Annotated in this window: 11 protein-coding genes and 1 pseudogene; 2 read left to right on the top strand and 10 right to left on the bottom strand. The window is 71.6% G+C overall.

What is annotated here, in order from left to right; all coding sequences use genetic code 11:
* The first annotated feature begins 78 nt into the window (after window positions 1-78).
* Window positions 79-3,762 carry a discoidin domain-containing protein gene (locus ACFY2Q_RS02160; protein ID WP_387126693.1) on the top strand — a complete coding sequence of 1,228 codons (3,684 nt, stop codon included), beginning with the start codon at window positions 79-81 and terminating at the stop codon, window positions 3,760-3,762.
* A gap of 136 nt (window positions 3,763-3,898) precedes the next feature.
* On the opposite strand, the gene ACFY2Q_RS02155 is transcribed toward ACFY2Q_RS02160, so the two are convergent.
* On the bottom strand, window positions 3,899-4,663 hold the full coding sequence (locus ACFY2Q_RS02155) for a crotonase/enoyl-CoA hydratase family protein (RefSeq protein ID WP_387126691.1): 765 nt from the start codon (window positions 4,661-4,663) through the stop codon (window positions 3,899-3,901).
* Between the two features lie 239 nt (window positions 4,664-4,902).
* Between ACFY2Q_RS02155 and ACFY2Q_RS02150 the strand changes: the two genes are divergently transcribed.
* The gene (locus tag ACFY2Q_RS02150) at window positions 4,903-5,757 is read left to right on the top strand and encodes a DUF2231 domain-containing protein (protein ID WP_387126690.1); all 855 of its coding nucleotides are present in this window, start codon (window positions 4,903-4,905) and stop codon (window positions 5,755-5,757) included.
* 208 nt (window positions 5,758-5,965) lie between these two features.
* On the opposite strand, the gene ACFY2Q_RS02145 is transcribed toward ACFY2Q_RS02150, so the two are convergent.
* From ACFY2Q_RS02145 to ACFY2Q_RS02105, 9 genes and pseudogenes are all read right to left on the bottom strand, one after another.
* The gene (locus ACFY2Q_RS02145; RefSeq protein ID WP_387126688.1) at window positions 5,966-7,522 is read right to left on the bottom strand and encodes a LysM peptidoglycan-binding domain-containing protein; all 1,557 of its coding nucleotides are present in this window, start codon (window positions 7,520-7,522) and stop codon (window positions 5,966-5,968) included.
* Window positions 7,523-7,536: 14 nt separating this feature from the next.
* Window positions 7,537-7,971, bottom strand: coding sequence for a pilus assembly protein TadG-related protein (locus ACFY2Q_RS02140; protein WP_387126686.1), 435 nt, complete (start codon window positions 7,969-7,971; stop codon window positions 7,537-7,539).
* Complete coding sequence (locus tag ACFY2Q_RS02135) at window positions 7,968-8,435, bottom strand: TadE/TadG family type IV pilus assembly protein (protein WP_387126684.1); 468 nt, start codon at window positions 8,433-8,435, stop codon at window positions 7,968-7,970. The genes ACFY2Q_RS02140 and ACFY2Q_RS02135 overlap by 4 nt, the downstream gene beginning before the upstream one ends.
* A complete protein-coding gene (locus tag ACFY2Q_RS02130) occupies window positions 8,432-8,875 on the bottom strand; it encodes a TadE/TadG family type IV pilus assembly protein (protein ID WP_387126682.1) in 444 nt (147 codons plus the stop codon). Before ACFY2Q_RS02130 ends, ACFY2Q_RS02135 begins: the two co-directional genes overlap by 4 nt.
* 5 nt (window positions 8,876-8,880) lie before the next feature.
* Window positions 8,881-9,084, bottom strand: coding sequence for a hypothetical protein (locus ACFY2Q_RS02125; RefSeq protein WP_387126680.1), 204 nt, complete (start codon window positions 9,082-9,084; stop codon window positions 8,881-8,883).
* Window positions 9,085-9,109: 25 nt separating this feature from the next.
* Window positions 9,110-9,982: a type II secretion system F family protein gene (locus ACFY2Q_RS02120; RefSeq protein WP_387127563.1), complete on the bottom strand. Its 873-nt coding sequence runs from the start codon at window positions 9,980-9,982 to the stop codon at window positions 9,110-9,112.
* A 2-nt stretch (window positions 9,983-9,984) separates the two neighbouring features.
* Window positions 9,985-10,931: pseudogene (locus tag ACFY2Q_RS02115) on the bottom strand (type II secretion system F family protein).
* The gene (locus tag ACFY2Q_RS02110) at window positions 10,892-12,421 is read right to left on the bottom strand and encodes a CpaF family protein (RefSeq protein WP_387126678.1); all 1,530 of its coding nucleotides are present in this window, start codon (window positions 12,419-12,421) and stop codon (window positions 10,892-10,894) included. Before ACFY2Q_RS02110 ends, ACFY2Q_RS02115 begins: the two are co-directional and overlap by 40 nt.
* Entirely contained in the window at window positions 12,411-13,211 is an 801-nt protein-coding gene (locus ACFY2Q_RS02105; protein WP_387126675.1) for a ParA family protein, read from the bottom strand. Before ACFY2Q_RS02105 ends, ACFY2Q_RS02110 begins: the two co-directional genes overlap by 11 nt.
* Window position 13,212 lies beyond the last annotated feature (1 nt).

Raw genomic sequence — 13,212 nt, 5'->3', positions numbered from 1 at the left:
CACGACGGGCGTATCCCCTGCACCCGTCACCGGGCAACGCAACGCACCCACCACCCCCGAAAGAGGTGTAAGCGACCCATGTCCAGAACCGGCACCAGACGAGGCACCCCACCGACCGGCACGCCCGGTCGCCGTCCCACCCGAGCCCGGCGGCTGCTCGCCGGCGCGCTCGCCGGCATGCTCCTCGCCACCGCACCGGCCCTCACCCCCGCGGCCAGCGCCGCACCGGCGGTCGACGCGTCCGCGTCCGCCGCCCGCGCCGCCCTGCTCGCCGGGCTCTCCGCCACGATGACCGCCAGCAGCTACAACCAGAACTACGTGGCGGGCAACGCCAACGACGGCAACACCGACACCTACTGGGAGAGCGCCAACAACGCGTTCCCGCAATGGATCCAGGCCGACCTCGGCGCCACAGTCAGCGTCGACCGGGTGGTGCTCAAACTGCCCCCGTCGTCGGCCTGGCAGACCCGCACCCAGACGCTGTCGGTGCTCGGCTCCACGAACGGCTCGACCTTCACCACCCTGAAGGCGTCCGCCGGCTACACGTTCAACCCGGCCAGCGGCAACACCGCGACCGTCAGCTTCACCGCCGCGAGCACCCGCTACGTGCGGATCCAGGTCACCGCCAACACCGGCTGGCCCGCCGCCCAGATCTCCGAGGTCGAGGTGTACGGCGCCGCCGGCAGCCCCGACACCCAGGCACCAAGCGCCCCCGGCAACCTGGCCTACACCCAGCCCGCCAGCGGCCAGATCCGGCTCACCTGGGCCGCGTCCACCGACAACGTCGCGGTGACCGGGTACGACATCTACGCGGGCGGCGCGCTGCGCGGCAGCGTCAGCGGTTCGACGCTCACGTACACCGACAGCCAGCCGGACACCGCGACTGTCTCGTACTACGTGCGGGCCCGGGACGCGGCCGGCAACCAGTCGGCGAACAGCAACACCGTGACCCGCACCGGCACCGGCAACCCGCCGGTCGGCACCAACCTCGCGGTCGGCAAGCCGATCACCGCCTCCGGGTACGTCCACACGTACGTGGCCACCAATGCCAACGACAACAACGTCGCCACCTACTGGGAGGGCAACGGCAACCCGAGCACGCTGACCGTGCAGCTCGGCGCGAACGCCAGCCTCAGCCAGATCGTGGTGAAGCTCAACCCGGACTCGGCCTGGGGCACGCGTACCCAGAACATCGCAGTGCTCGGCCGTGACCAGGGCTCGTCGACCTTCACCACGCTTCTCGGCGCGGCCAACTACACATTCAACCCGGCCACCGGCAACACGGTGACCATCCCGGTGTCGGGCGCGGCGGCCGACGTACGGCTCTCGATCGCCTCGAACACGGGCGCACCGGCCGGACAGGTAGCCGAGTTCCAGGTCATCGGCGTTCCGGCGCCGAACCCGGACCTGACAGTCACCGGCATGTCGTTCAGCCCGTCCGCGCCCGTCGAGACGAGTGCCGTCACCCTGTCGGCCACCGTGCGCAACGCCGGCTCGGCGGCCTCCGGTGCCACGAACGTCAACTTCTACCTCGGTGCGACCCGGGTCGGCACCGCGTCCGTCGGCGGTCTCGCCGCAGGCGCGTCGACGACTGTCAGCGCGAACATCGGCACCCGTGACGCGGGCAGCTACCCGCTCAGCGCGAAGGTCGACGAGAGCAACACAGTCGTCGAGCAGGACGACACCAACAACAGCTACACCAACCCCAACCCGCTGGTGGTCAGCCAGGTCGCCAGCTCCGACCTGGTCGCCTCGGCGGTCGCCTGGTCACCGGGCAACCCGTCGGCCGGCAACACTGTCACCTTCTCGGTGTCGGTGCGCAACGCCGGCAGCGTGGCATCCGCGTCCGGGGCGCACGGCATCACCCTCACCGTGCTCAACGAGGCCGGCACCGTGGTGCGGACCCTTACCGGCTCGTACTCCGGAGTGATCAACGCCGGGGCGACCGTCGGCCCGGTCAACCTGGGCACCTGGACGGCCGCGAACGGCAAGTACACAGTCCGGGTGGTGCTCGCCGCCGACGGCAACGAACTGCCCGTCAAGCAGGCAAACAACACGAGCGAACGCCCGCTCTTCGTCGGTCGCGGCGCCAACATGCCGTACGACATGTACGAGGCCGAGGACGGCGTGGTCGGCGGCGGCGCGACTGTCGTCGGGCCGAACCGGACCGTCGGCGACGTGGCCGGCGAGGCGTCCGGTCGCCGGGCGGTGACCCTCAACTCGACAGGCAGCTACGTCGAGTGGACCACCCGGGCCAGCACCAACACGCTCGTCACCCGCTTCTCCATCCCGGATGCACCCGGCGGCGGCGGGATCAACTCGACGCTCAACATCTACGTCGACGGCACGTTCCACAAGGCCATCGACCTGACCTCCCGGTATGCCTGGCTGTACGGCAACGAGACAAGCCCGGGTAACACGCCGAGCGCGGGCGGTCCACGGCACATCTACGACGAAGCCAACGTTATGCTCAACTCGACGGTCCCGGCGGGCAGCAGGATCCGCCTCCAGAAGGACCCGGCCAACACCACTACGTACGCCATCGACTTCATCAACACCGAGCAGGTGGCGCCGATCGCCAACCCGGACCCGGCGCGGTACACCACGCCGACCGGCTTCACCCACCAGGACGTGCAGAACGCCCTCGACCGGGTGCGGATGGACACCACAGGCAACCTGCTCGGGGTGTACCTGCCGGCCGGCAACTACTCCACCTCGTCCAAGTTTCAGGTGTACGGCAAGGCGGTCCAGGTCACCGGCGCCGGCCCCTGGTACACGCGGTTCAACGCCCCATCCGGCCAGGACAACACCGACATCGGCTTCCGGGCCGAGAACTCGGCGGCCGGATCGTCGTTCAAGAACTTCGCGTACTTCGGTAACTACACCTCGCGGATCGACGGCCCGGGCAAGGTGTTCGACTTCGCCAACGTGTCGAACATCGTGATCGACAACATCTGGAACGAGCACATGGTCTGCCTCTACTGGGGCGCCAACACCGACTACATGACGATCAAGAACTCCCGGATCCGGAACATGTTCGCCGACGGCATCAACATGACAAACGGAAGCACCAACAACCTGGTCAGCAACAACGACGCTCGTGCCACCGGCGATGACAGCTTCGCCCTGTTCTCGGCAATCGACGCGGGCGGCGCGGACATGCGGGACAACGTCTACGAGAACCTGACGTCGACGCTCACCTGGCGGGCCGCCGGTGTCGCCGTCTACGGCGGCTACGGCAACACGTTCCGCAACATCTACATCGCGGACACGCTCGTCTACTCCGGCATCACCATCAGCTCGCTCGACTTCGGCTACCCGATGAACGGCTTCGGCGCGAGCCCGCCCACCCGGTTCGAGAACATCTCGATCGTCCGGGCCGGTGGGCACTTCTGGGGCGGGCAGACCTTCCCGGCGATCTGGGTCTTCTCCGCCTCGAAGGTGTTCCAGGGCATCCGGGTCAGCGACGTGGACATCGTCGACCCGACCTACAGCGGCATCATGTTCCAGACGAACTACGTCAACGGGCAGCCGCAGTTCCCCATCACCGACACGGTCTTCACAAACATCTCCATCAGTGGAGCCCGCAAGAGCGGTGACGCCTACGACGCGAAGTCCGGCTTCGCGATCTGGGCAAACCCGATGCCGGAGGCCGGGCAGGGTCCGGCCGTCGGGTCGGTCACCTTCAACAACCTGCGGCTGAGCAACAACGCGGTGGACATCCAGAACCCCACCTCGACCTTCACCATCAACCGCAACTGACCCACACGGTCGCCCCTGCGGCGGCCGGTTCCCCGGGCGGTGTGGCCACTCGACACGGTGGCCGCACCGCCCGGCCTGTCGTTCAGTCCGCCGTGGTGTCGTGCGTCTGTTACGCCGCCCGGCCTCGCCAGCGTCGTCAGTCCGCTGCGGCGCCGTGCCGGCCGGCGCCGGCGGCGAACCGGGCCGCGCCGGCCGCCGCGTCGCTGGCCAGCGACGCCATCCCGTATGTCAACTCCGTCGCCAGTGCCTCCGGCTCGGGCCGACCCGCGCCGGCCAGCACCGCCGCCCGGTCGTTGCGCAGGCAGGTCTGCGGGTGCCGGGCGATCGTGGCCGCCAACTCCTCGGCCGCCGCCCGCGCCTGGCCCGGCGGCACCAATCGGTTGACCAACCCCATCGTGTACGCCTCCTCGGCCGCCACCGGCCGGCCGGTGAGGATCAGGTCCAGGGCGCGGCTCTCCCCGATCAGCCGGGGCAGCCGGACCGTGCCACCGTCGATCAACGGCACTCCCCAGCGGCGGCAGAACACCCCGAGCGTCGCGTCGGACTCGGCGACCCGCAGGTCACACCAGAGCGCCAGCTCCAGGCCGCCGGCCACGGCGTACCCGGAGATCGCCGCGATCACCGGCTTGCTCAGCACCATCCGGGTAGGACCCATCGGGCCGTCACCCTCGGGCTCGACCCGGTTGCCGCTCGGCGTACCGATCGCCATGAGGTCGGCACCGGCGCAGAACGTGCCCCCCGCTCCCCAGAGCACGGCCACTGCCGCGTCCGGGTCGGCGTCGAAGGCCCGAAAGGCGTCCGCGAGCGCCCGCGCGGTCGGCCTGTCCACCGCGTTGCGCACCGCCGGCCGGTCCAGCACCACAGTAGTAACCGGCCCCACCCGCTCCACCCAAACACCCATAACCCCAGCATCCCCCCACCCCCACCCACCCACCCCACCCCACCCCCACCCACCCACCCACCCACCCGCGCTGCGCCAAACCCCACCCCCACCCCTCGGCGATCTTGCAGTTTGTGTCGCTGTTCTGTCCGGAGGTGCCCGGATTGTCGGGGCAGAAAGTGCAAGATCGACGGGGAATTGGGTCGGGGAATGTCACTGGAGACCGGTTTGCGACCGGCTTCGCCGGGAAGTCGGTACGGGTGCGAGCACTTCTGACGAGAGTTGAGCAGGCAGCCGGGCTCGACCGGACGGGCGATCGGTTGCAACGGGTGGTTCTGGGCACGCTGCGTCCGCGGCGGCTGCGGGACCTGCTGCACGGTGTGACGCTGGGGCATCCACTGCACCCGGCGATGGTGCAGGTGCCGGTGGGCGCGTGGATCAGCGCCGCCGTGCTGGACCTGATGCCCGGGCAACGCCGCCCGGCCACGGTGCTTGTCGGCCTGGGCACCGTCAGCGCGCTTCCCGCAGCGGTCGCCGGGCTTAACGACTGGGCGGCCCTCTCCCGGGATCAGCGTCGCGTCGGCCTGGTGCACGCCGCCGCGAACACCGTCGGCGTCAGCCTCTACGCCGGCTCGCTGGCAGCGCGGCTCTCCGGGCGCAACGGCGTGGGCAAGGCCCTCGGCTTCCTCGGGCTCTCCGCCGTGAGCCTCGGCGCTTACATCGGTGGCCATCTCGCGTACAAGCAGGGCGCTCAGGTCAACCAGAGCGTGTCCGAGCTGCACCGGATGACCGACGGCTGGCACTCGCTGGCCGACATGGCGACGTTGCCGCAGCGCACGCTGATCACCCGCGAGGTGGACGACGACATCTCGGTGATCCTCTACCGCCACGGTGACGAGGTCACTGTGATGCTGGAGCGCTGTCCGCACCAGAGTGGGCCGCTCGGTGAGGGCGAGGTACAGGAGATCGACGGCCACGCGTGCGTGGTCTGCCCGTGGCACGGAAGCGCGTTCCGGCTCAATGGCGGCGAGGTCATGCAGGGGCCGTCCGGCAGTGACCAGCAGATCCTGCCCACGCGGATCCAGAACGGCGTTCTACAGACCCGCCTGCCCTGACCGATATCGGACCGCCCGCAAGGCGGTGTGCCCGGCGTTGGGTGCCGCTGGCCGTGCCGGGGTGGGTATCGCTATAGAGCGTGATGTCGCTGAGACATATTGACGTCCCAGTGACATCACGCTCTCCGGACCGCCTGTCCCAGCTGTCGAGGCGGTGGTCAGTCGCCGCATGTCCTACCGCGCCCCGCAGCGCGAGAGCAGCGCCGTTTCAGCCGCGTCGGTGTCGACCAGGTGAAGGTACGTCCGGCAGGAAGTCCAGGCCGCCATCGCCGCCGCTGCTAGTGCCGCCACCGCCACTGCCGCCAGTGCTACTGCCGCCGCCGGCGGTGCCGCCGCCACTGCCGGCAGATGCCGTACCGTCGCCGGGCCAGCCCGCTGCCGAGGCGGGCACGGTGCCCTGTGGCGGCGGTGCGGTGGCCCCGATGGCCGCTCTTGCGCGACTGGCGGCCAGCGCGGTGCCGCTGCTGCGGGCCGCACCGCTTCTGCGGCCCGCGCTGCTGCCGGCCATGTCGCCGCGGGCAGTACCGCTGCTGGCTGCGCGGTCGCCGGCCGAGCTGCTGCTGGCTGCGCCGCTGCGGGCCGCTCCGCTGGCTGCGCCGCTGCGGGCCCCTCCGCGTCGTGGTGCACGGCTGGCCGTGGACAGCCGGGGAGTCGCACCGGCGGTGGCCGGGCGGCGGCGCAGCCCGAGTACCGCGCCGATCTGAGCGCCGACGATGCTCGCGACGGCCAGCACGGCGGACACCGCCAGCGGTCGGTTCACCCGGTCGGTGGCTCCGGCCCGGGCCGCGCCGACTGTCATCGTGGGTGCCTGGCCCTTCGACTCCGTACCGCTGCGGGGTGCCGTCTCCGCACGTTCCGGTGCGGTATCCGCACGTTCCGGTGCGGCCTGCTCGGGCGCCGGTCGCGGTGCCGGCGGCTTGGGCGCGGCGGGCCGGCCGACGAGTTTCCCGGTGGCGTGCGGCCGGGCGCCCTGGTCGGCGGCCTCGGCGGGAAGCCGGAGCAGTTGGCCGGGGCGGATGCGGTCCGGGTCGTCCAGCCGGTTCAGCGCCGCCAGTTGCCGGTAGTCGGCGAACTCGTCGAGGTAGCGCTCTGCCACCTCGCCGAGGTAGTCGCCGCGCGCCACCCGGTACACCGGCTCCGCCTGGTCACCCGCACCCGCCCCGCCGGTCCCGGCGAGCCCGAGCGGCCCGTTGCCAGCCACCCCGACCCGGCCGCCCCCGGCGACCGCGAGGGGGCCGCTGCCGGCGGCTGTGAGGGAGCTGCTGCCGGCGGCCGCGAGAGAGCCGCTGCCGGTCGTCGCGGGTGGGGCGGCGGCCGAGGCGACTGAGGTGGCTGAGCCTGCGTACGCCGGGCCGGCGTAGACCGCTGCGGCGCTGGCGGCGGCCGGGCTAGCCGCGAGGATCAGCGCGACCGAACCGACGAGCGCGGCGGCGGCCTTCTGCTGGCGGCTCATCCCGGGCAGTTTCGGCGCTGGCCGGCGCAGGCTCTGCGCGCCCAACTCGACCAGGACCGAGAAGGTGAACGTGGCCCAGCCGAACCAGCCGGCCAGCGCCAGCGCCCGCAGGAAGAGTTGACCATCGTCCCGGCTGGTCAGTGCGGTGCCCACCTCGGCGAGGGTGGGAAGGTGGTCGGGCAGGGGGTTGCCGGCGAAGGCGAGCAGCGCGATCGGCGCGCCGACCACCAGGGCGCAGAGCACGACAAGCGCGCCGAAGCCGGTGAGGATACGTCCGGTCCGGCGTACCGCGGACCGATCCGATGCGGACATGGCTGCCTTCCTTCCTACGGTCCTGCGGTGATGGCCCGCGCGGTGGCCTCGCCGGTGACGGTGACCCGGTCGGTGAAGCCGAACAGCCCGAGCATCGAGCGGCGGTAGGTGATCGTGACGCGTACCTGGACGACGGTTTCCCCGGCGATGCGCGGGAAGCTCACGGTGTGGCCGTTGGTGCCGGCGGCGGAGAGGTAGTTGGCGACCGCGACGCGTGCCTGCGGCTCGTCGATCCGCTTCGGCCCGCCCTCGATGGCGGTCGCCCGGTCGATGGCCTGCCCGCCCGCGCGGGCCGCCTCGGCGGCCAGGTTGTCGGCCCGTTGCAGGGTGCGCAGCTGCCCGGCGCCGTCGAAGGAGAGCCCGATGATGGCCAGTACGCCGATCATCGCCACCGCCAGGAAGATGCTCACCCGGCCGTTGTCGTCCGTCAGCGGGCGCGGCGCGTTCATCGTCGGCTCCGGTAGCGGTCCAGGGGGGAGGTGAAGCTCGCCTCGATGCGGTTGTCGGTAGGCATGCCGGGCAGCGCGGCGAGCCGCAGGTCCCGGAAGGACACCCGGCAGGCGACCCGGACGGTGACCGTGGCGTTCTGCCCGACGGGGCTGCGGAAGGCGTCGTCGAAGCTGGTGGCCCTGCCCGCCACCGAGCCGGTGAACGTCAGCGTCGGGGCGCCAGTGCAGGCCAGCCCTCGCCAGTCCAACTGCTGGCGGACCGCGTCACGGGCCTCCGCCCGCGCGGTGGCGGCGTCCCGGGAGATCGAGGCAGCACGGGCCGCGTCGTGCGCGGCGGTGTCGATTGCCTCGGCTGCCACCGCGCTGCGCCCGGCCACGCCGGCCAGCACCATCAGTGCGATGAACGCGGGCGCGAGCACCGCCACCTCGATGGAGACCGAGCCGCGCTCGGCGGAACGCTTCACGGCGTGGTCACCCGCTCCACTGTCCCGTGGGCGGTCTGCTGCACCGCGAAGTCCACGCCCGGCACCACGGACAGGGACCGGCCGCGCACCGTGCAGGTCACCTCCACATCGGTGGCCACGCAACTCGGACCGGTCCTGTTCCAGCCCACCAGCCAGCCGCCGTTGGCGGTGAGGAACCGGGTGGCGCTGGCAGCCCCGGCACCGTCGGACGCGTCGTACAGCCGCTCGGCGTTGACCCCGCTCTGCGCGGCGTTCAACGCCGTGGAGCGGGCCAGGAAGACCGCCGAGACCTGGATCGACCCGAAGAGCAGCAGCAGGATCAGCGGCATCACCACTGCCAACTCCACAGGGTTGGCACCTCGCTCCCGGTCGCCGGCCACGAGCCGGCGCCGGGCGGTCGACACCGCCCGGCACCAGCACGGGTACGCGGCTCGGTGCATGCCGGCTACTTGGGGTTCACGTGGGTCGGAATGTTGGTCATCCAGTCGTTGGCCTTGCTCAGGGCCAGGCCGGTGACGATTGTCGCCACGAAGACCAGACCGAAGATGATCACGGCGGTCGGCACCGGGCTGTCACCGCGCTCGCCGTCGCGGCGCACCTCGGCGAGGCGCGTCGTCAGCACGACGTGCAGGTAGCTGAGGATGGACATGGCGTACTCCTTCTGGGGGTCGGGGTCAGACTCGGGCGATGAACGGATAGACGACGAAGCCGAGCAGCACGAAGACGAGCAGTGCGCCCGGGATGTCGAGCCGGCTGGTCACGCCCTCGGCGCGGGCGAGGTTGTCGGTGCGGATCTGGTCGCGCAGCGAGTCGGCTCGGCTGCGCAGGGTCTCGTGCACCTGCGCGCCCTCGCTGCCGGAGGACCGCATGATCGCGCCGACGTCCCCAAGCTCCGGGATGCCGATCTTGTCGGCGAGGTCGCGTAGCTCGTCCCAGGGCGCGTGCATCTGCATCTGGGCGATCCGCAGGGACTCCTGGAGTCGGTCGAAGACCCAGCCGTCGCAGACCGCGGCGGCCCGCTCCAACGACTGCACCGGCCCGTGCGCGGCCGAGAGTTGCAGGGCCACCAGGTCCAGGTAGGTGCAGACGGCCTGACGGAACTCGTCCCGGGCGGCGTTCGCCTTGGCCAGCACCGACCGATGCGCCACCAACCCGGCGATCAGCGCCATACCGAGGCTGCCGAGCACCGGCATGACAAGGGGAAACGAGATGCCGAGTACGTACAGCGCGACGCTGAGCAGGGTCGGTGTGGCCAGCCCGATCAGCGCGGAGAGCAGCACCGACAGCGCGTACTGCTCGGGTGTCTGACCGATCAGGGCGAGTTGCCGGTGCGGCGGACGCAGCCAGCGCGACAGGCCGGTCAACCAGTCCAGCCGTCGGGTCGCGGGCGTGGCGACCCGGCCGAGGCTGGGCGGCTGGTGCAACCGGCGCAGCGCCGGCCCGAGCGCCGGGGTCGCCGGCACCAACTCCCGGATCACCAGGAAGAGCCCCAACCCGATCGCGGCCCCGCCGCCCACGGCGACGGCGAAGTGCAGGTTGATGATCATGCTCATGCGATCACCTCCTGCGGGTCGGGCGCCGGCAGGAACCGGGCCGGGCGCTGCGGTTGGCTCATCGAGCGCACCCAGGCCAGCAGGCCGATGAAGGCCGCGCCGAGGCTGGCCATCACCAACTGACCCGTCGGCGTCCCGTACGGCTTTATGTACTCGGTGTTGACCAGCCCGTACGCAAGCGTCGCCACGGTCATCCCGGTGAGGAAGCGGACCGCGAACCGGGGCTGGGTGCGCTTGGCCTCGATCTCCCGACGGGTGGCGACCTCCGCCGCAGCCGCGCCGGCGATCGAGCCGAGCACGTCACCGAGCCGCTCACCCCTGTCGCTGAGGTGCAGGATCAACGCCGCCACCACCTGGTCGCAGACCGGGTCGCCGATCTCGTCGGCGAACGCCAGCAACGCGGTACGCGCCGTCCAGCCGGCCTGCAACCGGGCGGCGAGCAGCCGTACCTCGTCCTCGATGCCGGGCGGGACGCTGCCGATCGTGCCGATGATCGACTGTTGGAGGCCCTGCCCGATGCCGGAGACGTCCTTGAGACGGCGCGTCCACTCGCCGACCGCCTCGATCCGGGCGATGGCCCGCTGCTCGGCCTTGCCCACAGCGAACAGCCACGGCGTGCCGGGCACCGCCACCGCCACCAGCAGGCCCACCACCGGCAGCCCGGTCAGCAGGAAGGCAAGCACGCCGGCGACCACCGCGGCGAGCAGCAGCGCCTGATGGGCCCGCTGCTCGGCGGGGTTGGTGCTGGAGCCGCGCCACAGCCGGCTCAGACCCGGCCCCGATCCGGGGCCGGGGCCGGCGGGCCGGCGGGTGCCCACAAGGGCGACGACTGCCAGCAGCAGTCCCGCGACGCAGGCGGCCCCGGAGACCACCGCGATCAACTCCAGGCTATTGCCCATCAGGTCACCGCCGGGCCAGTCGGGTCTGCCGGGGGCGACGCCACGCCCCGGTGCCGGCCTCGATCCACCGGGTCAGCAGCCGGGCGTCGTAGCCCACCCGCAGCAACTGGTCGCGGACCCGCTCGGGCAGGTGCTGGGGGACCGCGCGACCGTCCGGGCCGGGCCCGAAGACGCTTGTGGTGGTGATCCGTCCGGCCTCACCGGCCCCGATCACCTCCTCCACGTGCGAGACGAACCGCTGCTTACGCCCGCCGATAGCGGTCTCGTCCTCGATGGTGACGTAGACGATCAGGTCGAGGGCGTTGCCGGCCATCCGCCGGGCCTGGTCGACTGTCATCTCGCGGCCGTGTGCCAGCGCCAACTCGACGATCCGCTCACCCACCCCGGAGGCCGTACGGGCGTGGATCGTGCACATCGAACCCCGGCTTGTGGTCATCGCCTGGAGCATCGGCACGATCTCCCGGGACCGCACCTCGCCCACGATGATCCGCAGTACGCCCATCCGCAGCGACAGCGGGATCAGGTCGGCGATCGTCACCTCACCGGCCGGGCGACCGTCGAAGCCGCGCTCGCCGTGCCCCTCCCGTGCCTCGAAGCTCATCACTGCCCGGTGCCGCTCCCGGCGGCGGGCCGGCAACAACTCCCGGCTCTCCTCCAGCAGCACGTACGGCTCGTCGGCCGGGATCTCGTTCATGAGCGCCCGGATGATCGTGGTCTTTCCGGCACCGGCCAGCCCGGCGACCATGATGTTCAACCCGGCGCGCATCGCCGCGCGGAGGAAGTCGCGCAGCAGCGGGTCGATCATCTCGTCAAGGTCGCCCCGGGCACCGGCCACGTCGTCAAGGCTCACGTCAAGCGTGTTGTGCTTGCGGATCACCGCGTACGGGCGGTGGCTGACCAGGAACACCGCGGCCAGCCGGCTGCCGTCGGGCAGTTGCAGATCGAGGGTCGGCTTCACTGTCGACAGTGACCGTTCGGTCGCGCCGGCTCGCCGCGCCGCAGCCTGGAGGATCTCCACAAGCTCGGCGTCGCTGTCGGCGATCGGCTCGGCCCAGTCCACGCCGCCGCCGTGCCGGGTGATGCGCACCTGGTCGCAGCCGAGGATGTGCACCTCCTCGATCGTGTCGTCGACAAGCAGGGTCTGTAGCCGGCCGAGCCCGACCAACTCGGCGGTCACCTGGTCGAGCAGCAGACGCTCGTCGCCGGCGGCCATCGGGGTGCCGGCCCGGCGGACCGCGTCCGCGTACTCGGCGACCACCGCGACGGCAAGCCGCGCCCGCTCGGTGTCCTCCTCGTCGACTGTGAACTCCCGGCCGCGCTGCCACAGCGTGAGGCGTTCGGTCAGTTCCCGGCGCAACTCCCGGACCACCTGGAAGTCCATCCGCTGCCGGGGTGGCGGCTCCGGTGGCGGGTTGACCGCGGGTGCCGGCGGCGTCGAGTGGTGCCGGCCGTTCGGCGTGGGCAGCGGCGGCGCGGTGGACGTCACGCCGGGCGGCGGCTGGCGCGGGTCGGCGGAGACCGGCTCAAAACGCATCCGGCACCCCCTGCTGCACAGGCCAGGCCAGGCGAGCCCGCCGCCGTTCCAGCAGCGCGCCGACCGGCACCTCCAACCCGGCCGCCGCGCGCAGCAGCGGCCGTCCGGAGCGCACCGTGCCACCCAGAGCCAGCACCTGCGCGGTACGCGGGTCGTGCGGCAGCCGGGCGATGACCGGCAGTTTCAACGCGCGGCTGATCTCCGCGCGGCCGTGTCCGTCACCGACCAGCAGCAGTCGCAGGGTGCCCGGTGGCACCCGGTGCTCGGCGAAGTCCCGTTCCAGGGCGGTGACCACGGCCCGCGTTCCGGACAGGTCCGGCAGGTGGGCGCGGGTCACCAGCAACACCGCCGACGCCGCCCGCAACAGTGGCCACGGTGGGCTGGCGACGTGCAGCCGTCCACAGTCGACGAGCACGTCATAGCCGGGGGTGCCACGGTCCAGGGCGTCGAAGTAGTCAGCGAAGCGCTGCCAGAGCGGGGTGACGCTGCCGGCCTGCGTCGGGTCGACCAGGCCGGGCAGCAGCAGCCGTTCCCGGCGGGGCGCGTCCAGGTCGACAAGTTGCGACCAGAACGCCGTCTCCAGATTGCCGTCCCGCAGCTCACCGACGGCCAACTCGCCGATTCCGCGTGGCCCGTCCAACTGGCCGCCGAGATAGCCGGCGAGGATCGACCCGCCGGCGGGGTCGCACTCGGCGAGGACCAGCCGGCGGTGCCAGGCCAGCGCGCAGGCAAGCGCCGACGTGGTCACGCCGGGCGAACCCTTCGCGGACACCAGCGCGATGATCGCCATG

Source organism: Micromonospora sp. NPDC000316 (assembly GCF_042898885.1).
In the GTDB taxonomy this organism is placed as follows: Bacteria; Actinomycetota; Actinomycetes; order Mycobacteriales; family Micromonosporaceae; genus Micromonospora.
The sequence above is the reverse complement of the archived record's forward strand: the minus strand, read 5'-3'. Positions and strand labels throughout refer to the sequence as shown.